The organism is Paracoccus seriniphilus (assembly GCF_028553745.1).
GTDB lineage: Bacteria > Pseudomonadota > Alphaproteobacteria > Rhodobacterales > Rhodobacteraceae > Paracoccus > Paracoccus seriniphilus.
Genome location: NZ_CP067129.1, coordinates 1,178,583 through 1,203,946, shown reverse-complemented (window position 1 = coordinate 1,203,946; position 25,364 = coordinate 1,178,583). Strand labels below are relative to the sequence as shown.

The window sequence follows — 25,364 nt, the reverse complement described above, 5'->3', positions numbered from 1 at the left end:
ACGCGATACGCGCCTCAGCGGTTTCACGCAAGGGGCGCGAACGGCGCAATCAGAACTTGCCCGGATTTACCCGGCGGCAAAAGGTCGGTCCTGTCGCTGCCATGCAGCGATTTTTCGCGCGACGGTCATACAGCCTTCGGGGGCAGCTGCGGCATCTGTCCGCCCGCTGTCGGCATGGTAACTGCAAAAGCGCCAAGGAAATAGCCACGACGTCACCCGGCAGGCCTTTTCCCGTGCCCCTCGCGTTCCTAGATAGACGGGACAGGAGGTCACAGCATGATCCGCTTTGACAACAGTTACGCCCGTCTGCCGAACGAGTTTTATGCCCGAGTCGCGCCGACCCCCGTCGCCAGCCCGCGCCTGCTGGCCCTGAATACGGATGTGGCCAGGCGTCTGGGGCTGTCACCGGAATGGCTGCGATCCTCTGCAGGTGTCGAGGTTCTGGCGGGCAACCGCGTGCCCGAAGGGGCCGAGCCATTGGCCCAAGCCTATGCCGGCCATCAGTTCGGCGGCTTCGTTCCTCAATTGGGTGATGGACGTGCCGTGCTGCTGGGCGAAGTGATTGCCCCTGATGGCGCGCGCTTTGACATCCAGTTGAAAGGCAGCGGCCAGACGCCGTTTTCGCGCCGCGGCGATGGGCGTGCCTGGATGGGGCCGGTTCTGCGCGAATATATCGTCAGCGAATTCATGGCCGCCATGGGCGTGCCGACCACCCGCGCCCTGGCCGCCGTGGCCACGGGCGAAACCGTCTGGCGCGAACACGGCCTGCCCGGCGCAGTGCTGACCCGCGTTGCAGCCAGCCATATCCGCGTCGGCACATTCCAGTATTTCGCCGTGCGCGGACAGGATAAGGCCCTTGCCGCCCTGACTGATCACGTGATCTCGCGCCATTACCCAACTGCCGATGGACCCCTGTCCTTCCTGGAGCAGGTGGTTGCGCGTCAGGCAGAAACAGTCGCGCAATGGATGGCACTTGGCTTCATTCACGGGGTGATGAACACCGACAACATGGCCGTATCGGGCGAAACCATCGACTACGGGCCCTGTGCCTTCATGGATGTCTATCATCCGGACACGGTATTTTCCTCGATCGACCGCGCCGGGCGCTATGCCTGGGCGCAACAACCGCAAATGGCGGTCTGGAACCTTGCGCAGCTGGCGACCTGCCTGATCCCCCTGATGGGCGAACGCGACACCGCCATCGAACTTGCGACCAAGGCGGTTCACGGTTTCGCGCCACTCTATCAGGACGCCTGGCTGCGCCGGTTCGGGGCGAAGCTGGGCCTGACGGGAAAAGCGGAGACGCAACCCTTGGTTGAAGATCTTCTTTCACTGATGGCGCGGCAACGGGCAGATTTCACGCGCGTCTTCGCGGGGCTGGCTGATGGATCGGCGCGGTTCGAATTTTCCGACCCGGCGCCATTTGACGACTGGACCCGCCGCTGGCAGGCGCATAGTCCGGACACAAATGTGATGAAGCATGCGAATCCGACAAGAATTCCGCGCAACCATCGCATTGAAGAGGTGATCGCCGCGGCAGTTGCCGACGATCTTGCTCCGTTCGAACGGCTTTTCGCGGCGGTCACCCATCCCCACGACAACCGCACCGAATGGGATGATCTGGCCGCAGCGCCACAACCACAGGAGGTGGTGCAGCAGACTTTCTGCGGCACCTGACCCCCTCTGCCTGCAGCGACCCACTTGCAGCGCCGCAGACGAGGGCTATTCTGTGTGCAACCGCAACTGCGCAACCGGATGACAGGGACGCAAGTGCTCAGACTGGCCAGCTACAATCTTCACAAGTGCCGGGGCATGACAGGCCCCCATGCGCCCGAGCGCAATCTGGCCGTCATCCGCGATCTCGGCCCGGATATCATAGCCCTGCAAGAGGTCGATTTCCGCTTTGGTGCCCGACCCGAGGCCCTGCCGCGCAGCCTGATCAAACGCGAGACCGGCCTTGTCCCACTGGAGATTTCCGGACGGACAGGCACCCAATCCCTCGGCTGGCATGGCCAGACATTGTTGCTGCGCCCCGACCTGGCGCAGGACGCGGTGGTGCGCCGCCTGCCCCTTCCCGGTCTGGAACCGCGCGGTGCCGTTGCCATACGCCTGCCCGGGCTGACCGTGATCGGCATGCACCTGGGGCTGGCAAGATCGTCGCGGCGCGCGCAACTGGCCCGCATTGCGGCACAGGCGGCACGCATCTCGGAAGATCACATCGTGATGATGGGCGATTTCAACGAATGGCGCGATGATCGCGGGCTGGAATCGCTCAGCCAATATCGGATCATCACGCCGGGCCCATCATATCCCGCACCAATGCCGCAGCTTGCGCTGGACCGTATCGTGATGTCGCGCGATCTGACCCTTTTGCGGTCGGGGGTCTATGGCGAGGATCTGGCGCGCAGGGCATCGGACCACCTGCCGATCTGGGCCGAAATCTCCTTGCCATGAATTTGGCGCTTTTTACTTGTCCCTGCGGCAAGTATGAACACGGCAACATAGACCAATGGAGAGAGGCCCATGACCGCCATCATCGACATTTTCGCCCGTGAAATCCTTGACAGCCGTGGCAACCCGACCGTCGAGGTTGATGTGACGCTGGAAGACGGCACCATGGGTCGCGCCGCCGTTCCCTCGGGAGCCTCGACCGGCGCACATGAAGCCGTGGAGAAACGCGACGGCGACAAATCCCGCTATATGGGCAAGGGCGTGCTGGAAGCCGTTGCCGCGGTCAATGGCGAGATCGCCGAGAACCTGATCGGCGAGGATGTGACCGAACAGCGCGCCATCGACGCGCTGATGATCGATCTGGACGGCACGCCGAACAAATCGCGTCTTGGGGCAAATGCCATTCTGGGCGTCTCGCTGGCCGTGGCCAAAGCCGCCGCAGAGGCCTGTGCCCAGCCGCTGTATCGCTATGTCGGCGGCACCGCCGCCCGTGTTCTGCCGGTGCCGATGATGAACATCATCAATGGCGGCGAACATGCCGACAACCCGATCGACATCCAGGAATTCATGATCATGCCGGTCAGCGCGGAAAACATCCGTGAAGCCGTGCGCATGGGTTCGGAAGTGTTCCACACACTGAAAAAGGAACTGTCCGCAGCCGGCCTGTCCACGGGCATCGGCGATGAGGGCGGTTTCGCGCCCAATCTGTCCAGCACCCGTGATGCGCTGGATTTCATCCTGAAAGCAGTCGAAAAAGCCGGCTACAAACCCGGTGACGACATCATGCTGGCGCTGGACTGCGCATCGACCGAGTATTTCCGCGACGGCAAATACGAAATGAAGGGCGAAGGAAAATCCCTGACCCCCGCCGAGAATGTCGATTACCTTGCCGCGCTTTGCGCCGATTACCCGATCCTTTCGATCGAGGATGGTTGTGCCGAGGACGATTGGGACGGCTGGAAACTGCTGACCGAGAAACTGGGCGCCAAGGTGCAACTGGTCGGCGACGATCTCTTCGTGACAAACCCGGTTCGCCTTGCCGATGGCATCGCCAAGGGTTGCGGCAACAGCCTGTTGGTCAAGGTCAACCAGATCGGCACGCTGTCGGAAACTCTGGACGCCGTGCGCATGGCTGACCGCGCCGGCTTCACCAGCGTCATGTCCCACCGCTCGGGCGAGACCGAAGATGCGACCATCGCCGACCTGGCCGTGGCCACCAACTGCGGCCAGATCAAGACCGGTTCGCTGGCCCGTTCGGACCGGCTGGCAAAATACAACCAGCTGATCCGCATCGAGGAAATGCTGGGCGAGACCGCCGAATACGCCGGCCGCTCGATCCTGCGCTGACGAAACCGCCCCGCCTGTCCGAATGCGACGGGCGGGGCATTTCCATATTTCCGGCAACAGCCTGAACCCCGCATCCGGCTGACGTTGGGGAAAGCGTTGGAATCGTGAAATATTGCCTGATTGCCCCCCTCGACAGGTGCAAGTTACTGGCTAAACTGCTGCTTCATACAGGGCGGGACTTCGTCGGGGCGTTCGCTCCACCCGACCCATGTGGAGGAGAATACATGAAGAAATCCAAGTCTCTGGACCGGCGCTCATTCCTGACGCGCGCCTCGGTTGGCGGTGCGGCCGCAGCGGCGGGCACCACGCTTGCCGCCCCTGCCATTGCGCAGGAAATGCCCTCGATCAACTGGCGGATGGCCTCGTCCTTCCCGACCTCGCTGGATACGATCTATGGCGGCGGCCCCGAACTGGCCAAACGCCTGGAAGAGGCGACCGACGGCAAGTTCAAGATCCAGGTCTTCGCCGCGGGCGAGCTGGTCCCCGGTCTGGACGCCATCAATGCGACCACCGATGGCACCGTCGAATGCGCGCATTCGGTCGGCTATTACAACTGGGGCAAGGATCCGGCCTTTGCCTGTGGTGCCGATCTGCCCTTTACCTTCTCGGGACGTGCCAAGGCCGCCTACAACTATCACGGCGGCGGGCTGGAGAAATACAACCAGTTCCTCGAGCAATATGACCTGATCAGCTTCCCCGGCGGCAATACCGGCACCCAGATGGGTGGTTGGTATCGCAAGGAGATCAACACCCTTGCCGACCTGCAGGGGCTGAAAATGCGCATCGCCGGACTGGCAGGCCGCGTTGTCAGCAAGCTTGGCGTCGTGCCCCAGCAGATTGCCGGCGGCGATATCTATGCCTCGCTGGAAAAAGGCACGATCGACGCCACGGAATGGGTCGGCCCCTATGACGACAGCAAGCTGGGCTTCCAGAAAGTTGCGCCCTATTACTACTATCCCGGTTTCTGGGAGGGTGGCCCGACGGTCAGCTTCTTCTTCAACAAGGCGCAGTGGGACCAGCTGCCTGACAACTACAAGTCTCTGGTGCGCAGTTGCGCGCAGGCCACCGACCAGAACATGCTGGCCAAATATGACAGCAAGAACCCGGCAGCACTGAAAGAACTGGTTGCATCGGGCGCAAAGCTTCGCCCCTTCAGCGAGGAAATCCTGACGGCTGCCTTCGAGGCCGCGAATGAAGTCTATGCCGAGTTGTCTGCCGAGAATGAATGGTTCAAGACGCAGTATGAGGCCATGCTGCAATTCCGCGATGACTGGTATCTCTATGCCCAGACCTCGGAATACACCTTCGATACATTCATGATGATCCAGCAGCGCAACGGCAAGCTGGCCCCATAAGCGTCTTGCCTCTGCAAAAGGAAACCGCCGCAGATTTCTGCGGCGGTTTTCTTGTCGAATATCGGCCAGACAGCCTAATTGTCCCCCAACCCGGGCGGTGGCGAACCGAAGCCCATGCCGCTGCCCAGCCCCCCATCGGGCCTTGCAGCCTCATCCGCGCCATCCGTGCCACCCCCGAAATCAGGAGCGCCATCCAGCCCGCCAGGACCGCCCTCGTCCGATGAGCCGCCGAAGGGCGAGCCGCCCAGACCGCCAAGGCTGCCGAAACCACCTGACGCACCGCCCGAACCAAGGCCGCCAGATGGTATCTCGATCTTGATGTCGGATGTGTCCACGATCGGACCTTTGTAATGCATGACCATTCGGGGGAAGATGATGACCATGGCGATCATCAGCACCTGCAGGATCACGAAGGGGATCGTCCCGCGATAGATCTGCGCGGTGGTGATCGCATCCATTTCCAGACCGGTGATCTTGTCCTTGTATGGCTTTTGTGGCGCCACGGATCGCAGATAGAACAACGCAAAACCCACCGGCGGCGTCAGGAACGATGTCTGCATTGTCACCGCAAGAATGACCCCGAACCAGACCAGATCGATTTCCAGCGCGTTCGCAGCCGGGATCAGCAGCGGCACGATGACGAAGGCCAGTTCGAAAAAGTCGAGGAAGAAGGCCAGGAAAAAGATGATGCCGCAGGTCGCGATCAGGAAGCCGTATCTGCCACCCGGCAGGGCCGTCAGCAGATCCTTGACCCAGATATGGCCGTTGATCGAGTAATAGGTCAGCGAAAACACCGTTGCGCCAATCAGGATGAACATCACGAAGGATGACAGCCGTGCCGTCGCCAGCAGCGCCTGATTGATGACACCATAGCTGAGCCGCTTCTTCATCCAGGCCAGCACCAGCGCCCCGACTGCGCCCATCGCGCCCCCCTCGGTCGGGGTCGCAATGCCAAGGAAGATCGTGCCCAGCACCAGAAAGACCAGCGCCAGCGGCGGGATCATCACCAGGATGACCTCTCGCGCCATGGGCGACAGCAGGCCCGTTCCCAGCGCACGGTCCACGATGGCCAGCAGGAACAACGCACCCACCGCAACCGTGGCACCCCAGATGCCCGCATCTGCGCCCGCATGGGGCCGCAACACATGAGCCGCCAGGAAATACAGGCCAATCGCCGCCGCAAAGGACAGGATCAGCGACCAGCCACCATTGCCAAGCTGGCGCGCCTCGGGGGGCAGCGCCGGCATCGACGACGGGCGAATGAAGGACAGGACGGCCGCATAGACAATATATATTCCCGTCAGTGCCAGGGCCGGCACCATCGCCGCCTTGTACATGTCACCGACCGAGCGCCCCAACTGATCCGCCAGGACGATCAGCACCAGAGAGGGCGGCAGGATCTGGGCCAATGTCCCCGATGCGGCGATCACGCCGCAGGACAGGCGCTTGTCATATCCATAGCGCATCATGATCGGCAGCGAGATCAGCCCCATCGAGATGACCGAGGCCGCCACAACGCCCGTGGTCGCCGCCAGCAGGGCCCCGACAAGGATCACCGCAAAGGCCAGCCCGCCGCGCACCGGACCAAAGAGCTGGCCAATCGTGTCCAGCAGATCCTCGGCCATGCGCGATCGTTCCAGCACGATCCCCATGAAGGTAAAGAAGGGGATGGCCAGCAAGGTATCGTTGCGCATTACCCCGAAAACCCGATCCCGCAAGGCCCCCAACAGGTTCCAGCCAAGATTGACCTGATCGCTATAGGGGGTCAGGAATACGCCGATGAAAAAGAACAGCAGGCCGTTGGCGGCCAATGCAAAGGCGATCGGATAGCCGATCAGCAGAAAGGCGACCATCGACAAGAACATGATGGGCGCAAGGTTGTGGGCAATAATGTCGATCACGCGCGATCCTTTCCGCCAGCCGGGTCGTCGTCTTCAATGACCATCACGCCAGCTTCTCGGATCGCGGCCTCATGCGACGAAAAGGGCGCATGAACATCCTCGATCCGCCCGGTCATGACAGCGATCTTCTTGATCACTTCCGAAATCCCCTGCACCAGCAGCAGGCAGAAGCCCACCAGCAGGATCGCCTTGGCGGGCCAGATCAGCAATCCGCCCGCATTCATCGAGATTTCATGTGTGCGCAGCGATGTCATCATCGAAGGAAAGACCAGCCAGACCATCAGCAATACGAAGGGAATCAGGAAAAACACCGTTCCCAGCAGGTCGATCCAGTGCTGCGTGCGTCGCGACCAGCGGCCATAGATGATGTCGATGCGGATATGTTCGTTTTCCAGCAATGTATAAGCTGCGGCCAGCATGAAGGCACCGCCATAGAGATACCATTGCAGCTCCAGCCATGCGTTGGATGAAATACTGAACATCTTGCGAATGATCGCATTGATGGCACTGACAAAGACGGCCAGCAGGATCAGCCAGGACGCATTGCGACCGATCAATGTGTTAACGCGGTCAATCCCGCGTGACAGGGCAAGCAGCCCTTCCATAGTCAACCTCCCTCGGTCTTTCTCCGCCTCCGCAGACCGCCTGTGCCGGCGGAACGTCTGAAGTTCCCAGCTATGCGCGAAGCGGCGATACCGGTCAAGAAAATCAGCCCTGTCCTAACTGCCTGACACAAGGGCAAAGACACAAAGGACCGTCGTCTCGACCAGAACCGAGACAGAGCCCAGCACGTCACCGGTCTGACCGCCCAATCTGATCCGCGCCTGACGGATGACCCCGCTCAACATGGCAAGCCCGGCAAGCATGGCCAGTATCGCGCCATCTCCGACCATCAGCAAGGCGACCAGCGCGAAGGCAAATGACAAGATCACCACGCGCCAGCCGGGCCGTCCGGCGCCACGGCCCAGACCGTCCTCACGTGCAGGCAGAAGAGATGCCATGGTGATAACCACGGCCGCACGCCCGCAAACCGCCGCAGCAATCAGCGGCATGGGACCGGCGATGGCCGCCAGCGCGGCAAGACGCAGCCCCGATGACAGGATCAATGCCATGACACCATAACTGCCAATCCGCGAATCGCGCATGATCTCCAGACGGCCGTCGCGATCCTTTCCACCGGCAGAATCTGCGAAATCAGCCAGACCGTCCTCATGCAGGGCCCCGGTCAGCAGAACCGACAGGGCCAGCGACAGGGCCGCCAGCAGAAGGGGTGGACCGTCGAACATCAGCGGCAACCCCGCCAAAAGGCCGATCAGCCCTCCGACAAGCGGAAAGGCCCAGACACTGTCGAGCAGCGCCAATTCTCGTGCAGGCAGGAACCGCCCCAGCGGCAGACGGGTCAGAAAGACCGTCGCCAGCAGGAATTGCTGCACCCTAGCCAATGCCGGCCTCGGCGAAGGTCGCCATCCCGTTGTGACATGACAATGCGCCGCGCAGGATCATCAGCGCCATGGCTGCACCGCTTCCCTCGCCCAGACGCATGTCCAGCGACAGGATCGGGCGCATTTTCAGCCCCGCCATCAGGCGCTGATAGCCGGGCTCGGCGCTTTCATGGCCCAGCAGGCAATGCGACAATGCCTCGGGGTCGTCACGCGTCAGGACAGCAGCCGCCGCCGAGCAGATGAACCCGTCCAGAAGAACCGGGATACCCAGTTCCCGCGCCCTCAGGACAGCCCCACAGATCGCTGCCTGTTCGCGCCCGCCGAAAGCCGCCAGCGTTTCGCGGGCAGTGTCAGGCTTGTGGCGGGCCAGCCCCTCGGCCACCACGCGACGTTTGCGGGCCAGCATCTCTCCGGCAGCACCGGCACCGGGCCCGACCCAATCCCCGGCCTCGCCGCCAAAGACAGATGCCGCCAGCGCGGCTGCGACCGTCGAATTGCCGATGCCCATTTCACCAAGCAGGATCAGGTCGCTATCGGGGCTGACAGCATCAGCACCGCAGGCCATGGCTTCGTGAACCTCCTGCGCGCTCATGGCGTTGCCCTGTGTAAAATCGCCCGTGGCTCGGTCAAGTTCCAGCGGCATCACCGTCAGATCGGCCCCGGCGGCTGCGCAAATCTGGTTGATCGCCGCGCCACCATTGCGGAAATTCTGCACCATCTGTGCGGTAACCGAGGTCGGAAAGGGGCTGACCCCCTGCGCCATGACCCCATGATTGCCTGCAAAGATCAGCGCCTGCACCTGGTCCAGCCGCGGGCTCACCCGCCCCTGCCATCCGGCCAGGAATATCGCCAGTTCCTCCAGACGCCCCAGCGCCCCCCGAGGTTTGGTCAGGCTGTCCTGCCTTGCACGGGCTGCCTGCGCGCTGGCTTGATCAAATTTCTTCATCGATATTCTCCCGCATGGGCTTCAGCCGAAGAGGCTGGCCGCTGACCGCCATCCACACCTCATGCGCTATTTCGGCCACCGCCTGATTCATCCAGCCATGCTGGTCGCGAAAGGCCCGCGCCATGGCATTGTCAGGCACGATCCCCTGCCCCAGCTCATTGGTGACAAGGACAACGGGACAGGACTGCTGACGCAACGTCGTGACCAATTCGCGGATATCCGCTGCACCTTGGCAATTCGCCAGCCAGAGGGTCAGGCAATCGACCAGCCGCACCCCTTTGCCATCCGATCCCCGCAACGCCCGGCACAGGTCCGTCGGCTCTTCGATACACGACCAGGAATCGCCCCTACGATATTGATGTGCATGGATTCTTTCACGCATCTCATCATCGCGCGGCTCGGCGGTGGCGATATAGGTCCAAGGCCGGGAATAGCGCGCCACAAGCCGCTCGGCCAAGGCCGATTTTCCCGACCGTGCGCCCCCGGTCACAAGTATGATCCGTCCAGATTCCGTCATGGGCCATATCTGTTCCACAGCGCTCGCGCGGATGGAAGCCGCAAATCGGCTTTACCATCCCAACTGTTTGATTAATCTTTGTGCATTCCGGAAAAGGACCGGCTACATCCCACAACCCCGAGGAGGTTTTCATGACAAAGCTGTTCGCAACGACGGCATTGGTCGCGGCGCTTGCCCTGCCGGCCTATGCCGTGCAGCCCGCAGAAGGCGAAACGCTGGCCGAGAACCAGACCTATACCTTCTGGCTGCTGGACGCGATCAAATCGCTGGACCCGGCCAAGAACACCGATGTCGAGGGCTCGGACGTGCTGCGCTCACTGTTCGAGGGGCTGATGAACGAGGACGCCAGGGGTGCTATGATCCCCGGAGTCGCCGAAAGCTATGACATCAGCGACGACAAGCTGACCTATACCTTTCACCTGCGCGACGCCAAATGGTCCAATGGCGATCCCGTGACCGCCGGCGATTTCGTCTATGCCTGGCGCCGCGTCGTGAACCCCGAAACCGCCTCGGAATACGCATGGTTCATCGAGTTGATGAACGTGGTGAACGCCACCGAAATCGTCAAGGGCGAGCTTGCGCCCGAAGAACTGGGCATCAAGGCGATCGACGACAGGACACTGGAAGTCACGCTGACCACGCCGACGCCCTATTTCGTCAAGACGCTGTCGCATCCGACGACCTTTCCCGTGCCGCAACAGGTCATCGAGGCCGAGGGGGACGCATGGACCCAGCCGGGCAAGCTGGTGGGCAATGGTGCCTTCACGCTGGCCAGCCACAATCTGGGCGTCGACATCACGCTGACGAAGAACCCCGGATACTGGGATGCCGACAATGTGCTGATGGAAACCGTCAGAGGCGTCACCGTCAATGACAACAATGTCGCCCTGACCCGCTATCAGGCAGGAGAGCTGGACCGCGTGCAGATCCCTGCCGGACAATATCCGCGCCTCAAAGAGGAATATCCCGACGAGGCCGTGTCGATCCCCTATGCCTGCTCATATGCCTATGTCTACAATCTTTCAGACAAGGGCCCCGAGGCGCTGAAGGATGTCCGCGTGCGCAAGGCGCTGTCACTGGCGCTGAACCGCGACATCATCGTCAACAACGTGCTGCAGGGCGGCCAGAAGCCCGCCACCACCTGGACCCATTGGGCCATCGAAGGCTTCGAGCAACCCGAAACCGAACTGGCCACGCTGAGTCAGGAGGAAAAGACTGCCCGCGCCAAGGAACTGCTGACCGAGGCCGGATACGGGCCGGACAATCCGGTCGAGGTGACGCTGCAATACAACACCGATGAAAGCCACAAGAAGCTGGCCATTGCCGCGCAGCAGTTCTGGAAACCGCTTGGCGTCAATGTCACGCTGAACAATGTCGAATGGAAGGTGCATACCGACCGCATGCAGAATCAGGATTTCGACATCGCGCGCTATGCCTGGTGCGGCGATTACAACGAGGCATCGACCTTCCTCGACTGGTTCCGCACCGATGGCTATAACAGCGGCAAATGGTCGAACGCCGAATATGACAAGCTGATGGCCGATTCCAAGACGGCGGATGACACGACCCCGCTTTACACGCGCGCCGAGGAAATCCTGGCCGAGGAAGTTCCGGCGGCCTTTGTCTACCACTATGCCAAGGTCGACATGATCAACCCCCATATCAAGGGACTTCCCACCGAGAACGTCCTGAATACGTGGTATGCAAAAGATCTGTATCGTCTGGCAGACTGACGACAGTTAAAGAACCCAGGATGCCGGAAGGGGTGATCCCCTTCCGGCTGCTTTTCTCAATTCCGACCTTTCCTTCGCAGGGAGGCTGCACGCGATGTTCGCATATGTCATGCGACGACTGGCGGTGGCGATACCGACGCTGTTGCTGCTGATCGTCTTTTCCTTCGTCCTGATGCATCTGGCCCCGGGCGGGCCATTCACGCAGGAACGCGCATTGCCCCCACAGGTGATCGCCAATCTGAACGCCAAATACGGGTTGGATGAACCCCTGTGGCGCCAGATCATCAATTACATCTATGGCATTGTCGTGCATTTCGACTTTGGCCCCAGTTTCGTCTATCCCGACCGGACCGTGAACGAGCTGATCGCCGCCGGCTTTCCCGTGACCCTGACCTATGGAACCCTGTCCTTCATCGCGGCAGTGGTCCTGGGGGTGGCGCTGGGTGTCGTTGCGGCCATCTGGCACAACACCTGGCTGGATTATCTGGCGGTGGGCATCTCGATCGGTGCGCAGGTCCTGCCGAATTTCGTCATGGCGCCGATCCTGGTGCTGATCTTCACGCTCTGGTATCGTATCCTGCCCGGCGGCGGGTGGAGCTTTACCGACCCCTCGTTCTGGATCATGCCGGTGATCGCCCTGGCGACCAGCTATATGGCCTCGATCGCGCGCATCACCCGCTCTGCCATGCTCGAGGTTCTGGGCAGCAACCACATCCGCACCGCCCGCGCCAAGGGGATGCCCGAATATCGCGTCATCCTGCGTCATGCATTGAAACCCGCCATGCTGCCGGTGATCAGCTATCTGGGACCGGTTTTCGTGTCGATGATCACCGGTTCGGTGGTGATCGACATCTATTTTTCGACCGGCGGCATCGGCAAGGCCTTTGTGGATAGCGCGCTGAACCGCGACTATGCGGTGATGATGGGGGTGACGATCCTTGTCGGGGCGCTGACCATTCTTTTCAATCTTATCGTCGATATCCTCTATGCGTGGATCGACCCGAAGATCAGGTATTGACCCATGGTCATCGAACAGGAAAAAATGCGGTCTCTGGCCGCGCGCATGGCCGAGGACGAGGTCAAGGGCCGCAGCCCCTGGGCCGATGCGCGCAAGCGCTTTCTGCGCAACAAGGCGGCCATGACCGGGCTGGTCATTCTGATCCTTGTGGCGCTGTTTGCCTTGCTGGGCAATCAGTTCGCGGCATGGTCGAACGAAGAGCTGGACTTTACCGTGATGGGCCAGGTCGCAACCCTTGGCGCACCCTCGCTGGAAAACGGCCATTATTTCGGCACTGATGATCTGGGCCGCGATCTCTTTGCCCGCACCGTGCAGGGCACGCAGATCAGCCTGATGGTCGGCATTGTCGGCGCCGCCATCGCGGTGATCGTCGGCACGCTTTACGGCGCGACGGCGGGCTATGTCGGCGGGCGCACCGATCAGCTGATGATGCGGGCGGTCGATATCCTGATGTCGATCCCCTACATGTTCGTGCTGATCCTGCTGCTGGTGATGTTCGGGCGGTCGATCGCGATGCTGTTCCTGGGCATCGGGCTGATCTCGTGGCTGGACATGTCGCGAATCGTCCGCGGCCAGACCCTGTCGCTGAAGAACCGCGAGTTCATCGAGGCCGCGCGCGCCACCGGCGTACCTTCGTGGAAGATCATCCTGCGTCATATCGTGCCCAATCTTCTGGGCGTGGTCGCCGTCTATGCCACGCTGCTGGTGCCACTGATGATCCTGACCGAAAGCTTCATCAGCTTTCTTGGTCTTGGCGTGCAGGAACCCCTGACCTCATGGGGGGCGCTGATTTCCGAAGGCGCGGGCACAATGAATTACGGCACGCTGTGGCAGCTTGCCTTCCCGCTGTTCTTCTTTGTCATCACGCTGTTCGGCTTTTTCTTCGTGGGCGATGGCCTGCGTGACGCCCTTGATCCGAAGGACCGCTGACATGGCCTTGCTTGAAATCGACAATCTTTCGGTCCGTTTTGCCACCAATGATGGCGAGGTTCAGGCCGTCAATCAGGTCACGCTTTCGGTCGAGGCCGGTGAAACGCTTGGCATCGTCGGAGAATCCGGCAGCGGCAAATCCCAGCTGTCCTTTGCGCTGATGGGGCTGTTGGCCAGAAATGGCCGGGCACTGGGCAGCGTGCGTCTGGACGGTGAAGAGATATTGAACGCCCCGCCCAGGGTGCTGAACCGCATTCGTGCCGAAAAGATCGCCATGATCTTCCAGGACCCGATGACCTCGCTGAACCCCTATATGCGGGTCGCCGACCAGATGGCCGAGGTTCTGACCCTGCACAAGGGCATCTCGAAACGGCAGGCCGTGGCGGAATCGGTGCAGATGCTGGACGCGGTCAAGATCCCCGATGCCAAGCGCCGGGTGCGGCTGTATCCGCATGAGTTCAGCGGCGGGATGCGCCAGCGGGTCATGATCGCCATGGCGCTGCTGTGTCACCCGCAATTGCTGATCGCCGATGAACCGACAACCGCGCTGGATGTGACCGTTCAGGCCCAGATCATGACCCTGCTGGCGGATCTGCAGCGCGACTTCGGCATGGCGATGATCCTGATCACCCATGATCTGGGCGTGGTCGCCGGATCATGCGAACGCGTCGCCGTCATGTATGGCGGGCGCATCCGCGAAGAAGGGCCGGTCGGAACGCTGTTTTCCGAACCCGCGCACCCCTATACGCAGGGACTGCTGCACGCCATTCCCCGCATCGACCAGAAGGGCGAGGAACTGGCCGCTATCCCTGGCTCTCCCCCCAATATGACACGCCCGCCCGCGGGATGTGCATTCGAGCCGCGCTGCCCCTATCGGCGCGAGGAATGTGCCACCCTGCCCCCGCCGCTGGAGCAATTTGCACCCGGACGCGCCCGCGCCTGTTTTGCCCCGCTGGAGGATGTCCTTGCCCGGCGCGAAACCGCGCCCCTGCCCGATGACGATGGCACGATGCCGGCGCCGCAACCCCAACAGGCCATGCCCCGCGCCGCCGTCGCCGGGGCAGCCATGGCCGCAACCCCCGGCAAGGTGGATGACCATGAGTAAGCCCCTGCTTGACGTGCATGATCTGCGCGTGACCTTTCAAATCCGTTCGCAAGGCGATCTTCCCTGGACCAGCCCGCGCCCGCTTCATGCGGTCAATGGCATCGATTTCACCCTCAACCCCGGCGAAACCCTGGGCGTCGTTGGGGAATCGGGATGCGGCAAATCCACGCTGGCACGGGCCCTGATCGGGCTGGCCCCGGCCACCGGGCGCGCCGAATGGATCGATGGCAAGGATCTGCTTGGCCTGTCGCCACGACAGATGATGCGCTATCGCAGCGACATCCAGATGGTCTTTCAGGACCCTCTGGCCAGTCTGAATCCGCGCATGACCGTGGGGCAGATCATTGCCGAGCCACTGAAGACCCATCATCCGGGCCTCTCCTCTGCCGAGGTCAAGGAACGCGTCAAGGCGATGATGGGCAAGGTCGGCCTGCTGCCCAATCAGATCAACCGCTATCCCCATGAATTCAGTGGCGGCCAGTGCCAGCGCATCGGCATTGCCCGCGCGCTGATCGTGGAGCCAAAGCTGATCATCTGCGACGAGCCGGTTTCGGCGCTGGATGTCTCGATTCAGGCTCAGGTCATCAATCTGCTGATCCGTCTGCAGCGCGAACTTGGGCTGGCGCTGGTCTTCATTGCCCATGACCTGTCCGTGGTCAAACATATCAGCGATCGGGTGATGGTGCTGTATCTGGGCAAGGTGATGGAGATCGCATCATCCGACGATCTCTATGCCGCGCCACAGCACCCCTATACACAGGCGCTGCTGTCGGCCGTTCCCGTCCCCGATCCGCAGCATGATCCGGCGACAAGCGTCGTGCCGCTCAGCGGGGATCTGCCTTCGCCGATGAGCCCGCCCTCGGGATGTGTCTTTCGTACCCGCTGCCCGCGCGCCCAGCCTCGATGCGCGGCAGAGGTGCCGGTTCTGGGCGGCGACGGCGATCACAAGTGCGCCTGCCATTTCCCCGGCCCGCTGACCGACGAGGAAATCGCCCGCGCCCGCGCTGCCGAGGCAGCCTGACATATGGCACGGCCCGACGCCCCCACCAGCTTTGCTGCACGTTGGGCGGCGCTGGCGAATCTGCCGCCCTTTCTGGCCATGGTCTGGGCGGCAAGCCCTTCTCTCACCATGGCCATGGTGGTGTTGCGCCTGTCGCGGGCGCTGCTGCCGGTGGCAATGCTGTGGATCGGCAAGCTGGTCATCGACGAGGTGGTGCGCCTGCTGGCGCTGGCGCAGCATCCCGACAGCCTGACCGCATGGTGGCACTCGGGACTGGCCGATCATCTCATATGGCTGATTTCGGCCGAACTGATCGTGGCGCTGGCCTCGGATGTCCTTGGCAGATTGGTCAGCTATACCGACAGCTTGCTGCAGGAAAAGCTGATCATATCGCTGTCGATCCGGTTGATGGATCATGCCGCCGATCTGGATCTGTCCAGTTTCGAGGACGCCGGATTTCAGGACCGGCTCGATCGCGCCCGCCGCCAGACGATGGGGCGGATTCCACTGGTCGGTCAGATCATGCAGCAATTGCAGGACAGCATCACCGTGGTCAGCTTTGGTGCCGGGCTGATCGCCTATAATCCCTGGCTGGTGCTGCTTCTGGCCGTTGCGCTGGTCCCGACCCTGATCGGGCAGATGCATTTCAATGCCGCGCTGTATGAGATGAACTGGCGTCGCGCGCCCGAGCGCCGCCAGCGTGATTATCTGCGCATGATCGGGGCCACCGCGGAAACCGCAAAAGAGGTCAAGATCTTCGGATTGAACCGCTTTCTGCGTGACCGCTATCTTGATCTGGCCGAACGTTTCCTTGCCGAGAACCGTGCGATCAGTCGCAGGCAGATGGTCGTGCTGTCCCTGCTGACCGGGATTGGCACACTGTGCTATTACGGTGCCTATCTGTGGATCATCGGCAATACGCTGACCGGGCAGTTGTCCCTGGGTGATCTGGCCTTCCTGTCGGGCAGCTTCCTGCGCCTGCGCGGGTTGATCGAAAGCATGCTGGGATCTTTCAGCAACATGGCATCTCAGGCCCTCTATCTGGACGATCTCTATCGCTTTCTCGAAGAGGAACCCGCGATTGCTTCCTCTGCAAAGCCGCTGGACGTGCCAATCCCCATCTCGCAGGGCATCACCTTCGAGAATGTCGGCTTTCGCTATCCGGGGTCCGAACGTTGGGCGGTTCGCGGCCTGTCGTTCCATCTGCGGGCGCATGAAACGGTTGCACTGGTCGGGGAAAACGGGGCTGGCAAGACAACCATCGTCAAGCTGCTGGCGCGACTGTATGAACCCACCGAAGGGCGCATCCTTCTGGATGGCCATGACCTGCGCGACTATGATCTGGACCAGCTGCGCGCGGCCATCGGCGTCATCTTCCAGGACTTTGTCCGCTATGCGATGACCGCCGCGGACAATATCGCCACGGGCCGCATCGAGAAACACGACGACCGCCTTCGCATCGAAGCCGCCGCCCGCCGTTCCCTTGCCGATCAGGTCATCGCAAGACTGCCGAACGGATATGACCAGATGGTCGGCAAACGTTTTGCCCGCGGGGTCGAGCTGTCTGGCGGTGAATGGCAAAAGCTGGCCATAGCACGGGCCTATATGCGCGACGCACAGGTTCTGGTTCTGGACGAGCCCACCGCCGCCCTTGATGCCCGCGCCGAATTCGAGGTTTTCCAGCGTTTCAAGGAACTTTCCTCGACACGAACCGCCCTGCTGATCTCGCATCGTTTCAGCAGCGTGCGCATGGCGAATCGGATCATCGTCCTGGAGAACGGCAAGGTCGAAGCAAGCGGCACCCATGAAGAGCTGATCGCCGCCAATGGTCGCTATCGCGAGCTGTTCGAACTGCAGGCGCAAGGCTATCGCTAGCCACCCTGCCCGCCGCGCCTTCTGTCATATGGAAGACGCGGCGGTATCCGGGGACGGCCTCAGCGTCAGGCAGCAACCAGTTTCACATCGTTCGCGATGTGTCGCTTCACCATTTTCCGGGCCATGCGACCCGCAACAGGGGTGCGCGCTGGAACGGGCCGAAAATCCCGTTCCTTCAGTTCAGGGAAAATCTCGAAAATCTCCGCCCGCGCAGCCGCATCTATGGATTCCCGCCCCCAATGCTCCGGCCCTGATGCGGATCGGGCGCATACAGCCCAAACCCCTCGTCACCCGGGTTGATCCCCGGAGGATTGGTCGGCTGGTTCCCGATATAGCCGAGCATTTCCTTGGTCACGTAAATGGTTTGTTCGATGGTCGGCATGACCACATCCTTTGAAAAACTGCGAAACGGAATCAAGAAACTCTCGATTGATATTTCCGATAAGTAGATGTTTAAACTTGTTTTTTATATCGCTTTTTTATTTTTATTCCGACCAAGGCCTGCCACACGCCGCTGCGCCGTCAGCCAGGGCCAGCAAATGGCAACAGTCGCGATCAGGCGCTCCGGCCCGATGTCACCGGTCGGTTCGGTGCCAGATGATCCCTTTCATGATGCATTCACAAAGCAAGAACATGCGACCCAGGCTAACCTATCCTTAAGGACAGAGTGACCCATGGGGCAGCTTGCGGCATAAGAGACATAACAACCGGACGGCGTGTGTTTCATGTTACGAGTTTTGTCGCCGGTTGTTCTCTTCATCTTGCTTCGGCAGCGTGAATGCGACTGGCGGGCCGACTCTTGCTGAGCCAGGCAGATATCTTGACAGTCATCTGATGCAATGTCGCTATTCGCGGCACATGCGGCGCTGCAGCAATGATTCCGGCAGCATCGCGATGTCTTGTGTTTCAGGAATATGGCCTTCGACATGGGAACCGCGGCAAAATGCTCTCGGCCCATATGCTTGCGCAAACCCTTGGCATCATCGGGGCGCAGGGTCTGCTTGCGCTGGGTGACGCTGGCAACGCCGCGCTGTTTATCGGGGCATCCATTCTCGTCTCGATTTCCTTCGCGCCGATCTTGCTGTCGGTCCAGCCCACTTCCTGGCAATCACCAGACAGGGCACCGGCATGCTGATCTGTTTCCGAAACCGCGCAAATCGCTGTCTCGCGCCATATATGTGATGACGGAACGGACAGTGTTGGACGGTGAGGACAGATAAAAGCCCGTGGAATGCCGCAGATTTCGCTTCAAGCGCCAGAGAACGGATTTTTCGTCAGCTTGCTGAAAGGAAAATGGTACCCGAGGCCGGACTCGAACCGGCATGCCTTGCGGCGGCGGATTTTGAATCCGCTGCGTCTACCATTCCGCCACTCGGGCAAACCATTGCCTGCGTTGGCTTTAACCATCAGCCAAAACATTTGGCAAGAGCGTTTCGCAACATTCCCGCCGCGTTGACGTTCGGCACCGGCGTTGCCGGCCGTCACCACGATCTTCCGAATCCACGTAGGGATTTGCAGCAGGAATGCGCATTCGCCGCCCAAAGCGAACGCGGAAAACCAACGCTCCGCCGGCGCGGTTGCATCGGCGGAGCGTCTGTCTGTTCATATGCTGCGCCGCCATGCCCGGCGGCGCAACGGCACCTCAGGCGAGGCCCAGTTTTTTCAGCCGGGCGCTGCGCAGACGCGCGAAATCGTCGCCGGCATGATAGGAAGATCGCGTCAGTGGCGTGGCCGAGACCATCAGGAAGCCCTTGCCATAGGCCGCCTTTTCATAGCTGGCGAATTCCTCGGGCGTGACGAAGCGATCCAGGCGGTGATGTTTCGGTGTCGGCTGCAGATATTGCCCGATGGTCATGAAATCGACATCGGCGGCGCGCATGTCATCCATTACCTGCAGCACACCCTGCCGATCCTCGCCCAGGCCGACCATGATGCCGGATTTGGTGAACATCGTCGGATCCAGCTCCTTGACCCGCTGCAGCAGACGCAGTGAATGGAAATAACGCGCACCGGGCCGCACCGTGGGATAGAGCCCTGGCACCGTTTCAAGATTGTGGTTGAAGACATCAGGGCGCGCCTCGACCACGGTTTCCAGGGAACCGGGCTTGGACTTCAGAAAGTCCGGCGTCAGCACCTCGATCGTCGAATTGGGCGAACGGTGCCGGATGGCGCGAATGGTCTGGGCGAAATGCTCGGCCCCGCCATCGTCGAGGTCGTCGCGGTCCACCGAGGTGATGACCACATGTTTCAGTCCCAGCTTCTGCACCGCATGGGCCACCCGGCCCGGTTCAAAGGCATCCAGCGTATCGGGCCGGCCGGTAATGACATTGCAGAAGGAACAGCCGCGGGTGCAGATTTCGCCCATGATCATCATGGTTGCGTGGCCCTGGCTCCAGCATTCGCCGACATTGGGGCAACCGGCCTCTTCGCAGACCGTCGAAAGCCGGTTCTCGCGCAGGATATCACGGGTCTGCTTGTAGCCCTCGGAGGTCGGCGCCTTGACGCGGATCCAGTCTGGCTTGCGCGGCTGTGCCTGGTCGGCGCGATGGGCCTTTTCAGGGTGCCGCAGGCGCGGCGGCTGAGAGCTTGTCTGATCGGTCATGAGCAATCTTTCGATGCGTTTTTTTCTGCTTAACGACTTAAGGGGGCTTGATCAACGCTGCCGTCCATGCTGCAGGTGCATATCCCGGTTGCCGCGACGCGGCACGGGATACGGGAGGAGGCAGAATCGTGCTGAAAGGAAAGATCCATGGATATCGGTAGCAAAGTTCCTCAAGTCAGCTTTCAGACCCGCGTACGCGATGAATCGGTCGGTGGACCGAATCCGTACCGCTGGGAAACGCTGACCTCGGACGACTATTTCAAAGGCAAGCGCGTGGTGCTGTTCTCCTTGCCGGGGGCGTTCACGCCGACCTGCTCGACCTATCAGTTGCCGGGCTTTGAAAAGGCTTTTGACGAAATGCGCGATCTGGGCATCGACGCAATCTACTGCATGTCGGTCAATGACAGCTTTGTCATGAACCAATGGGCCAAGGCTCAGGGCCTGAAAAACGTGACGGTCATCCCCGATGGTTCGGGCGAGTTCACCGAAAAGGCCGGCATGCTGGTGCGCAAGGACAATCTGGGCTTTGGCGCCCGCAGCTGGCGCTATGCCGCCGTCATCAATGACGGCGTCGTCGAAGCCTGGTTCGAAGAGCCCGGCCGCGCAGACAACCACCCCGAGGATCCCTATGGCGAATCCTCGCCCGAAACGGTGATGGCATATCTGCAAAAGGCCAAGGTTTCCGAACCTGCCTGAGCGGAACCTTTCACCGACGGAACGGACGGGGTCGCATGTGCGGCCCCGTTTTTCCTTCACCCTGAGGCAAGCAGCGCCTGACCCGCCTCTTTCAGCGTCTGCGCCAGATCATCGAACCAGCCATCGGTGACCGTCGTGATACGCCGCATCAACAGCACCTGGCGGCAGGGCTGCGGGTCGGGGAAACGGATCGCGGCCAGCCCCGGCGCCGCCGCCATTTCTTGCGTCCGGGCAATTTCGGGCAGGAAGGTCAGCCCCATCCCCTGCGCTGCCAGCCGACACAGCGTCGCCAGAGAGGCCGCGCCCAGATCCAGCCGGCTGTGGTGACGGCCGATTCCGCAGACTTCCAGTGCCTGATCGCCAAGGCAATGCCCTTCGTCCAGCAGCAAGAGCTGCCCCGGATCCAAATCCTCGGGGCGCAGCGGGCCGTGATCCTTCTGGAACTGGGTAATCCGCTCGGCGCTGCCGGCCAGCATGAAACAATCCGTAAACAGAGGGGTTCCGGTCAGGCTGTCGCGATCCGGTGGGGTGGCCACGACGGCGGCATCAAGCTGCCCGTTTTCCAGTTCGTCCAGCAGACGATCCGTCTGGGCCTCACGGACGTGCAGATCGCGCCCGATGTCACGGGCGCGCAGCACCGGCAAGGCCTGCGGCAACAGATAGGGCGCCACGGTCGGGATCATGCCCAGAGTCAGGCGTCCGCCCCGCCCCGGCTGTCGCAGCCCCTGCTCCAGCCCCGACATGGCGGCCATGACGCGCTTTGCATCCGCCAGCACCTGCCGGCCACGCGGCGTCAGAACGACTCCTGTCGAGGTCCGTTCGACCAGGCTGGCCCCTGCCGCCTCTTCCAGAGCCTTGATCTGCATCGACAGGGCCGGTTGCGTCACATGCGACATTTCAGCCGCGCGGGTGAAATGACCATGTTCGGCAAGGGCAAGGAAATAGCGCAGCTGGCGCAGGGTGATATTCATCAGTTCAGCAATCAGGGGTGACGGTCCGACCAGATCTGCCCGATGCCCGCCCCATTGACAAGGCTAGCCGATCAGGCGCGACCCGCGACCATAGGTTTCCTCATAGTGTCGTTCCAGCCGCATCAGTGCCAGACGCAGGACGATCTTGCCCGAGCGGGCCGACCAGCCCAGACGTTTCTCGGTCGCGGCAAGCCCTTCCAGGAAACAGCAGACCCGCAACACGATGTCACCCAGACCGGGACCAAGTTCACGCAGCGCGGCCGCAACCCGATCACGGGCCGTTTCCGAGCCGCCGCGCGTGCCACCGCCACCATGCGAGACATCGACCCCCGCCGTCATGAAACCCGCCCAGTTCTGGGTCACGCGCGGCCCCATCTGGGCCAGTTCGAAATCCTCGCGCAGCCGTTCCCCCGCCGCGACCATGCCGGGGGTCAGGAATGGCTGGCCATTCTGATCGCGCCGACGCGCCAGCAGCAACAGGGGGCTTTCGGCAATATTGACCCGGACGCTGCGCCGCTTGCCGTTCTCGGGGTCCCTAATCCTGCGGCTTTCCCAGACGCGGTGCCGTTCGGCATGATCGAATGGGCTGCCAGCTTCGGCCATTCCCTGCCCCAAGGGCAGATCAACAGGCGTGGCATCGGCAAAATTTTCAGGACCGGGCATGGCTGCCCCCTGCCCCTTGCCTGCCAGCATCTTGCGCAGGGCCTCGCGACCGGCAGCGGTGATCACGTAGCGCTGGATCCGCGCGCCGGCGGCATTCATCATGACCCAGCCCCGCAACGCCAGGCTTTCCGCCAGCGTGCGATCCAGAACCGCCGTTCTGATGTCGTCACGGGTCACGATGGCCTTGTCCATTCCTTCGGCCGAGGCCATGACCGCCCCCGGTTCGGCCAGCCGGCGCAGCACCCGCAGCGCAGCCCTGTCATCCTTGCCAAGTCGCTTGCCGCATGACGAAAGGGCGCGGTCCACCAGGGGATCGTCGCGCCGGGCCTCGAACCGGCGAATGCGGCGCAAGATCGTCGAGGCGTGGCAGCCCGCCTCGCGCGCCAGAGCGCGGATCGAGACCCCGTCTTCGACATGGCGCAGATACAGCTTGGCGTCCTCGGGAAGATCGGTTCGTGTCGCGATCACGCTGGCGATCTCGGATCGGTGGTCGGCGCCGCCCGCCGCGATGGTGAAATCACCGGTGAATACGGTCATGTCAGATCCTTTGTCATCCTGAAGCAATGCGGCCGCGCACTGCTTTGGGTTGCATTATTTGTGTCTGAAAGCAGCGATTTCCCTGCCCTCCGCATCAACATTCCCTAACAAACTTTAACGATTCATTGCCGGTGCGAACGGTGCACTCAACCATTTGGCAACACTCGTTAAGGTTGTGTGAACCTGTGCGGAACCGTTCAGAGGAGATTGCCCATGACCAGCAATGTAATCGCATTCCGCACGCATTCGGACCCGGCCCCGCTACGCCGACCAGCAACACTGATACGCGCCGCACGCGCAGGCCAGGCGGGCTGGAAACGCAACCGCGATCTGCCGCGACTGCTGCATCAGGACAGTTGCCCGCCTGCGGGACTGGCCCTGCCCCGGCTGCGCGCACAGGAAGCCCTCATGAACGATCTGCGTCTGAAAAAGGCGTCCGGCTATGACATGCAGCGCCACGTGCTGATGATGATCGCAATCCTGGCAGAGATGCGCGCCGCAGCCGATCAGAACCCGGCGCGGGCGGCAAAGGACAAACGGTCAAACCCGGCAGCAAAGATAATGCGGCCTAGCGCCCGCGAAACAGAGATCCAAGCACGCCTCTGACCAACGCCTGCCCCGATTTGGTGCCCAGTTGCCGCGCCAGGCTCTTGGCAAATGTCTCGGCCACGCTGTCGCTGCGCGATGACCGGCTGCGTGGCCTGGCTTCCTGCCTTGGCTCGTAACGGCGGGCATTCTTGTATTCGGGGCGCGCCATGTCGAACAGATCATCATCCTTCGACGACGGCTTCTCGGTGGCAACCTCTGCAGCGGCGGCCTCGGCGCGTTTCTGCAACAGTTCCTTGGCTGACTCGCGCTCCAGACGTGCCGTGTATTTTTCCCGCAACGGAGAGTCCTGCATGATCTGTGCGCGCTCGGCGTCCTCCACCGGCCCCAGACGGCTGAAGGGCGGGCGGATCAGGCAACGTTGGGCGATACCTGGAATGCCCTTGGCTTCAAGCAGCGATGTCACGGCCTCGCCAGTGCCGACACTCTGAATGGCCTCGGCAATGTCGAATTCCGGATTGGGACGGTAATTCTCGGCCGCCAGTCGCAATGCCTTCTGATCCTTGGCGGTAAAGGCGCGCAGCGCATGCTGAACCCGATTGCCAAGCTGGCCAAGAATGTCTTCGGGAATATCGGCGGGATTCTGGCTGATGAACCAGACGCTGACACCTTTCGACCGGATCAGACGGGCGACCTGTTCCACCTTGTCGATCAGCGCCTTGGGCGCATCGTCAAACAGCAGATGCGATTCATCGAAAAAGAAGGCGATCTTCGGACGCTCGGGATCACCAACCTCGGGCAGTTGCTCGAAAAGTTCGGACAGCAACCACAGCAGAAAGGTCGCATAGAGACGGGGCGAATTCATCAGCCGGTCGGCGGCCAGGATATTGATCATCCCCCGTCCGGATGCGTCCTGCCCCAGCATGTCCGACAGATCCAGCGCGGGTTCCCCGAACAGATGCGCACCACCCTGATTTTCCAGAACCAGCAAGGCGCGCTGAATGGCACCCACACTGGCCGAACTGACATTGCCATATTCCAGCGACAGTTCCCTGGCATTCTGCCCGACCCAGACCAGCATAGCCTGAAGATCGTCCAGATCCAGCAGCGCAAGACCCTGTTCATCGGCAACGCGAAAGGCGATATTCATCACACCTTCCTGCGCATCGGTCAGCCCCAGCAGACGCGACAGCAGCAGCGGCCCCATTTCAGCCGGGGTCGTGCGCACCGGATGACCCTGCTCGCCCCAGACATCCCAGAAGGTCACGGGAAAAGCCTGATAATCCAATGTCAGCCCGATCTGATCCGCGCGTTTCCGGAATGGCTCATGCAGTTTGGCCTGATCGCTGCCGGCCTGCGACAAGCCGGCCAGATCACCTTTGACATCGGACAGGAAGACCGGCACCCCCGCCAGCGACAGGCTTTCGGCAAGCGTCTGCAACGTGACGGTCTTGCCCGTACCCGTCGCCCCGGCGATCATGCCGTGACGATTGGCATATTTCAGCAGCAGCGATTGTGGCACCTGGTAATCCTGACCGGCACCCCCCACGAAAATCGTGCCGTCGCTCTCATTCAGCACAGTCGCCATAGCCAAGGCCTCCAATCGCAAATGTCGTTTTGTTGCGCCAACAGGGCGCAGCAAGACAATACAAATTTAACCGCCCTGTGCCAGCATGGGAATCGTTCGGCAGCCTGTGCACGCACCGAACATCCTCCCTGCCTGACTGCC

General features: G+C 61.6%; 22 protein-coding genes, 1 tRNA gene and 1 pseudogene. 13 read left to right on the top strand and 11 right to left on the bottom strand.

Annotated elements, in window-relative coordinates; translation table 11 throughout:
- Positions 1 to 276: 276 nt before the first annotated feature.
- From JHW44_RS05930 to JHW44_RS05915, 4 genes are all read left to right on the top strand, one after another.
- Positions 277 to 1,677 (top strand): protein adenylyltransferase SelO, encoded by a 1,401-nt coding sequence (locus tag JHW44_RS05930; RefSeq protein ID WP_089342976.1) that lies wholly within the window; start codon positions 277 to 279, stop codon positions 1,675 to 1,677.
- 78 nt (positions 1,678 to 1,755) lie between these two features.
- Complete coding sequence (locus JHW44_RS05925) at positions 1,756 to 2,454, top strand: endonuclease/exonuclease/phosphatase family protein (RefSeq protein WP_089342977.1); 699 nt, start codon at positions 1,756 to 1,758, stop codon at positions 2,452 to 2,454.
- Between the two features lie 69 nt (positions 2,455 to 2,523).
- Positions 2,524 to 3,798, top strand: a complete 1,275-nt coding sequence (gene eno / locus JHW44_RS05920) for a phosphopyruvate hydratase (protein ID WP_089342978.1) — start codon at positions 2,524 to 2,526, stop codon at positions 3,796 to 3,798.
- A 242-nt stretch (positions 3,799 to 4,040) separates the two neighbouring features.
- The gene (locus JHW44_RS05915; RefSeq protein ID WP_089343275.1) at positions 4,041 to 5,153 is read left to right on the top strand and encodes a TRAP transporter substrate-binding protein; all 1,113 of its coding nucleotides are present in this window, start codon (positions 4,041 to 4,043) and stop codon (positions 5,151 to 5,153) included.
- Positions 5,154 to 5,227: 74 nt separating this feature from the next.
- Here the strand turns inward: JHW44_RS05915 and JHW44_RS05910 are convergent, their stop codons facing one another.
- From JHW44_RS05910 to cobU, 5 genes are all read right to left on the bottom strand, one after another.
- On the bottom strand, positions 5,228 to 7,054 hold the full coding sequence (locus JHW44_RS05910; protein WP_089342979.1) for a TRAP transporter large permease: 1,827 nt from the start codon (positions 7,052 to 7,054) through the stop codon (positions 5,228 to 5,230).
- On the bottom strand, positions 7,051 to 7,659 hold the full coding sequence (locus JHW44_RS05905; RefSeq protein ID WP_089342980.1) for a TRAP transporter small permease subunit: 609 nt from the start codon (positions 7,657 to 7,659) through the stop codon (positions 7,051 to 7,053). Before JHW44_RS05905 ends, JHW44_RS05910 begins: the two co-directional genes overlap by 4 nt.
- A 114-nt stretch (positions 7,660 to 7,773) precedes the next feature.
- Positions 7,774 to 8,487: an adenosylcobinamide-GDP ribazoletransferase gene (locus JHW44_RS05900; protein ID WP_245846842.1), complete on the bottom strand. Its 714-nt coding sequence runs from the start codon at positions 8,485 to 8,487 to the stop codon at positions 7,774 to 7,776.
- Between the two features lies 1 nt (position 8,488).
- Positions 8,489 to 9,442, bottom strand: coding sequence for a nicotinate-nucleotide--dimethylbenzimidazole phosphoribosyltransferase (gene cobT / locus JHW44_RS05895; protein ID WP_089342982.1), 954 nt, complete (start codon positions 9,440 to 9,442; stop codon positions 8,489 to 8,491).
- Positions 9,429 to 9,959, bottom strand: a complete 531-nt coding sequence (cobU, locus tag JHW44_RS05890; RefSeq protein WP_089342983.1) for a bifunctional adenosylcobinamide kinase/adenosylcobinamide-phosphate guanylyltransferase — start codon at positions 9,957 to 9,959, stop codon at positions 9,429 to 9,431. Before cobU ends, cobT begins: the two co-directional genes overlap by 14 nt.
- 131 nt (positions 9,960 to 10,090) lie before the next feature.
- Between cobU and JHW44_RS05885 the strand changes: the two genes are divergently transcribed.
- The 6 genes from JHW44_RS05885 to JHW44_RS05860 all read left to right on the top strand — a co-directional run bounded on the left by JHW44_RS05885 (position 10,091) and on the right by JHW44_RS05860 (position 17,620).
- Positions 10,091 to 11,692 carry a peptide ABC transporter substrate-binding protein gene (locus JHW44_RS05885; RefSeq protein ID WP_089342984.1) on the top strand — a complete coding sequence of 534 codons (1,602 nt, stop codon included), beginning with the start codon at positions 10,091 to 10,093 and terminating at the stop codon, positions 11,690 to 11,692.
- A gap of 94 nt (positions 11,693 to 11,786) precedes the next feature.
- Positions 11,787 to 12,710 (top strand): oligopeptide ABC transporter permease OppB, encoded by a 924-nt coding sequence (gene oppB, locus JHW44_RS05880; RefSeq protein ID WP_089342985.1) that lies wholly within the window; start codon positions 11,787 to 11,789, stop codon positions 12,708 to 12,710.
- A 24-nt stretch (positions 12,711 to 12,734) separates the two neighbouring features.
- On the top strand, positions 12,735 to 13,640 hold the full coding sequence (locus tag JHW44_RS05875) for an ABC transporter permease subunit (RefSeq protein WP_245846814.1): 906 nt from the start codon (positions 12,735 to 12,737) through the stop codon (positions 13,638 to 13,640).
- Position 13,641: 1 nt separating this feature from the next.
- A complete protein-coding gene (locus tag JHW44_RS05870; RefSeq protein WP_089342987.1) occupies positions 13,642 to 14,745 on the top strand; it encodes an oligopeptide/dipeptide ABC transporter ATP-binding protein in 1,104 nt (367 codons plus the stop codon).
- Complete coding sequence (locus JHW44_RS05865) at positions 14,738 to 15,766, top strand: oligopeptide/dipeptide ABC transporter ATP-binding protein (protein WP_419182511.1); 1,029 nt, start codon at positions 14,738 to 14,740, stop codon at positions 15,764 to 15,766. The genes JHW44_RS05870 and JHW44_RS05865 overlap by 8 nt, the downstream gene beginning before the upstream one ends.
- A 3-nt stretch (positions 15,767 to 15,769) precedes the next feature.
- The gene (locus tag JHW44_RS05860; RefSeq protein ID WP_089342989.1) at positions 15,770 to 17,620 is read left to right on the top strand and encodes an ABC transporter ATP-binding protein; all 1,851 of its coding nucleotides are present in this window, start codon (positions 15,770 to 15,772) and stop codon (positions 17,618 to 17,620) included.
- Positions 17,621 to 17,840: 220 nt separating this feature from the next.
- On the opposite strand, the gene JHW44_RS05855 is transcribed toward JHW44_RS05860, so the two are convergent.
- Positions 17,841 to 18,002 (bottom strand): hypothetical protein, encoded by a 162-nt coding sequence (locus tag JHW44_RS05855; RefSeq protein ID WP_179217629.1) that lies wholly within the window; start codon positions 18,000 to 18,002, stop codon positions 17,841 to 17,843.
- Positions 18,003 to 18,551: 549 nt separating this feature from the next.
- Here JHW44_RS05855 and JHW44_RS05850 point away from each other — a divergent pair.
- Positions 18,552 to 18,716, top strand: a pseudogene (locus tag JHW44_RS05850) (MFS transporter); the annotation flags it as partial.
- A 198-nt stretch (positions 18,717 to 18,914) separates the two neighbouring features.
- Here the strand turns inward: JHW44_RS05850 and JHW44_RS05845 are convergent.
- Positions 18,915 to 18,998 (bottom strand) — tRNA-Leu (locus JHW44_RS05845).
- A gap of 264 nt (positions 18,999 to 19,262) precedes the next feature.
- Positions 19,263 to 20,222: a lipoyl synthase gene (lipA, locus tag JHW44_RS05840; RefSeq protein ID WP_089342991.1), complete on the bottom strand. Its 960-nt coding sequence runs from the start codon at positions 20,220 to 20,222 to the stop codon at positions 19,263 to 19,265.
- A 147-nt stretch (positions 20,223 to 20,369) separates the two neighbouring features.
- On the opposite strand from lipA, the gene JHW44_RS05835 reads away from it, so the two are divergent.
- Positions 20,370 to 20,918, top strand: coding sequence for a peroxiredoxin (locus JHW44_RS05835; protein ID WP_089342992.1), 549 nt, complete (start codon positions 20,370 to 20,372; stop codon positions 20,916 to 20,918).
- 56 nt (positions 20,919 to 20,974) lie between these two features.
- Here the strand turns inward: JHW44_RS05835 and JHW44_RS05830 are convergent, their stop codons facing one another.
- Together JHW44_RS05830 and JHW44_RS05825 are read right to left on the bottom strand one after the other, a co-directional pair.
- Positions 20,975 to 21,889 carry a hydrogen peroxide-inducible genes activator gene (locus JHW44_RS05830; protein ID WP_089342993.1) on the bottom strand — a complete coding sequence of 305 codons (915 nt, stop codon included), beginning with the start codon at positions 21,887 to 21,889 and terminating at the stop codon, positions 20,975 to 20,977.
- 63 nt (positions 21,890 to 21,952) lie between these two features.
- Positions 21,953 to 23,089 carry a DUF6456 domain-containing protein gene (locus JHW44_RS05825; RefSeq protein WP_089342994.1) on the bottom strand — a complete coding sequence of 379 codons (1,137 nt, stop codon included), beginning with the start codon at positions 23,087 to 23,089 and terminating at the stop codon, positions 21,953 to 21,955.
- A gap of 213 nt (positions 23,090 to 23,302) precedes the next feature.
- Between JHW44_RS05825 and JHW44_RS05820 the strand changes: the two genes are divergently transcribed.
- Positions 23,303 to 23,695, top strand: a complete 393-nt coding sequence (locus JHW44_RS05820; RefSeq protein WP_179217630.1) for a DUF6477 family protein — start codon at positions 23,303 to 23,305, stop codon at positions 23,693 to 23,695.
- On the opposite strand, the gene JHW44_RS05815 is transcribed toward JHW44_RS05820, so the two are convergent.
- Entirely contained in the window at positions 23,658 to 25,223 is a 1,566-nt protein-coding gene (locus JHW44_RS05815) for a helicase HerA-like domain-containing protein (protein ID WP_089342995.1), read from the bottom strand. The two genes, JHW44_RS05820 and JHW44_RS05815, sit on opposite strands and share 38 nt — an antisense overlap.
- Between the last annotated feature and the right edge of the window lie 141 nt (positions 25,224 to 25,364).

Excerpts from the sequence above, each read along its gene's own strand:
- JHW44_RS05930 (WP_089342976.1), top strand. The coding sequence starts at position 277 with ATGATCCGCTTTGACAACAGTTACGCCCGTCTGCCGAACGAGTTTTAT.
- JHW44_RS05925 (WP_089342977.1), top strand. The coding sequence starts at position 1,756 with ATGACAGGGACGCAAGTGCTCAGACTGGCCAGCTACAATCTTCACAAG.
- eno (WP_089342978.1), top strand. The coding sequence starts at position 2,524 with ATGACCGCCATCATCGACATTTTCGCCCGTGAAATCCTTGACAGCCGT.
- JHW44_RS05905 (WP_089342980.1), bottom strand. The coding sequence starts at position 7,659 with ATGGAAGGGCTGCTTGCCCTGTCACGCGGGATTGACCGCGTTAACACA.
- cobT (WP_089342982.1), bottom strand. The coding sequence starts at position 9,442 with ATGAAGAAATTTGATCAAGCCAGCGCGCAGGCAGCCCGTGCAAGGCAG.
- cobU (WP_089342983.1), bottom strand. The coding sequence starts at position 9,959 with ATGACGGAATCTGGACGGATCATACTTGTGACCGGGGGCGCACGGTCG.
- JHW44_RS05885 (WP_089342984.1), top strand. The coding sequence starts at position 10,091 with ATGACAAAGCTGTTCGCAACGACGGCATTGGTCGCGGCGCTTGCCCTG.
- oppB (WP_089342985.1), top strand. The coding sequence starts at position 11,787 with ATGTTCGCATATGTCATGCGACGACTGGCGGTGGCGATACCGACGCTG.
- JHW44_RS05875 (WP_245846814.1), top strand. The coding sequence starts at position 12,735 with ATGCGGTCTCTGGCCGCGCGCATGGCCGAGGACGAGGTCAAGGGCCGC.
- JHW44_RS05870 (WP_089342987.1), top strand. The coding sequence starts at position 13,642 with ATGGCCTTGCTTGAAATCGACAATCTTTCGGTCCGTTTTGCCACCAAT.
- JHW44_RS05865 (WP_419182511.1), top strand. The coding sequence starts at position 14,738 with ATGAGTAAGCCCCTGCTTGACGTGCATGATCTGCGCGTGACCTTTCAA.
- JHW44_RS05860 (WP_089342989.1), top strand. The coding sequence starts at position 15,770 with ATGGCACGGCCCGACGCCCCCACCAGCTTTGCTGCACGTTGGGCGGCG.
- JHW44_RS05855 (WP_179217629.1), bottom strand. The coding sequence starts at position 18,002 with ATGCCGACCATCGAACAAACCATTTACGTGACCAAGGAAATGCTCGGC.
- lipA (WP_089342991.1), bottom strand. The coding sequence starts at position 20,222 with ATGACCGATCAGACAAGCTCTCAGCCGCCGCGCCTGCGGCACCCTGAA.
- JHW44_RS05835 (WP_089342992.1), top strand. The coding sequence starts at position 20,370 with ATGGATATCGGTAGCAAAGTTCCTCAAGTCAGCTTTCAGACCCGCGTA.
- JHW44_RS05830 (WP_089342993.1), bottom strand. The coding sequence starts at position 21,889 with ATGAATATCACCCTGCGCCAGCTGCGCTATTTCCTTGCCCTTGCCGAA.
- JHW44_RS05825 (WP_089342994.1), bottom strand. The coding sequence starts at position 23,089 with ATGACCGTATTCACCGGTGATTTCACCATCGCGGCGGGCGGCGCCGAC.
- JHW44_RS05820 (WP_179217630.1), top strand. The coding sequence starts at position 23,303 with ATGACCAGCAATGTAATCGCATTCCGCACGCATTCGGACCCGGCCCCG.
- JHW44_RS05815 (WP_089342995.1), bottom strand. The coding sequence starts at position 25,223 with ATGGCGACTGTGCTGAATGAGAGCGACGGCACGATTTTCGTGGGGGGT.